Origin of the sequence: Devosia psychrophila (assembly GCF_000971275.1) — a bacterium.
In the GTDB taxonomy this organism is placed as follows: Bacteria; Pseudomonadota; Alphaproteobacteria; order Rhizobiales; family Devosiaceae; genus Devosia; species Devosia psychrophila.
In genome coordinates this window covers 1-677 of the sequence record NZ_LAPV01000218.1, presented here as the reverse complement: position 1 = coordinate 677, position 677 = coordinate 1, and the positions used below count along the sequence as shown (strand labels likewise).

The following is a 677-nucleotide window of genomic DNA, read 5'->3' as shown; positions in this document are numbered from 1 at the left end:
CGACAACGGCCCGAGCTACATCGCCGGTGAACTGGCCGATTATATCGAGGCCAAAGCCATGAGCCATGTTCGGGGCGCTCCAATGCATCCCCAGACCCAGGGCAAGATCGAGCGCTGGCACCAGACCCTCAAAAACCGCATCCTGCTCGAAAACTACTTCCTGCCCGGCGATCTTGAGGCCCAGATCGGCGCCTTCGTCGAGCATTACAATCACCGGAGCTACCACGAGAGCCTCAACAACGTCACACCAGCCGACGCCTACTTCGGCAGGGCCGCAGCCATCATCAAACAGCGCGATAGGATCAAACGACAGACCATCCGTTGTCTTGGCCCATGGCGGGATGGGGAACGCCGGCAATTTCGGGCACCAGGTCCCTGCCTTCGTGGATGCCGGCTATCGAGTTATCGCCATAGACAGTCGTGGGCACGGGCGCAGCGGGTGGGACGGAACACCGTTCTCTTATGTCCAATTTACCGAGGATGTCCTTGCGGTGCTTGACCAGTTGAGGATTGAAAGGGCGGCGGTAGTGGGTTGGAGCGATGGCGCATTCACTGGCCTGGCGTTAGCCAGGGCGCATCCGGAACGGGTGGCTGGCGTTTTCTTTTTTGCGTGCAATGTAGATGCAAGTGGCGCCTGGCCGTTCGAAATGACCGAAGTGATCGGCAATTGCCTAAAA

General features: G+C 58.9%; 1 protein-coding gene and 1 pseudogene. Both read left to right on the top strand.

What is annotated here, in order from left to right:
* Positions 1-319, top strand: a pseudogene (locus WH91_RS23860) (integrase core domain-containing protein); the annotation flags it as partial.
* A 22-nt stretch (positions 320-341) separates the two neighbouring features.
* Positions 342-677, top strand: a 336-nt coding sequence (locus tag WH91_RS20965; RefSeq protein WP_144408407.1) for an alpha/beta fold hydrolase, incomplete at its 3' end; no start/stop codon positions are given.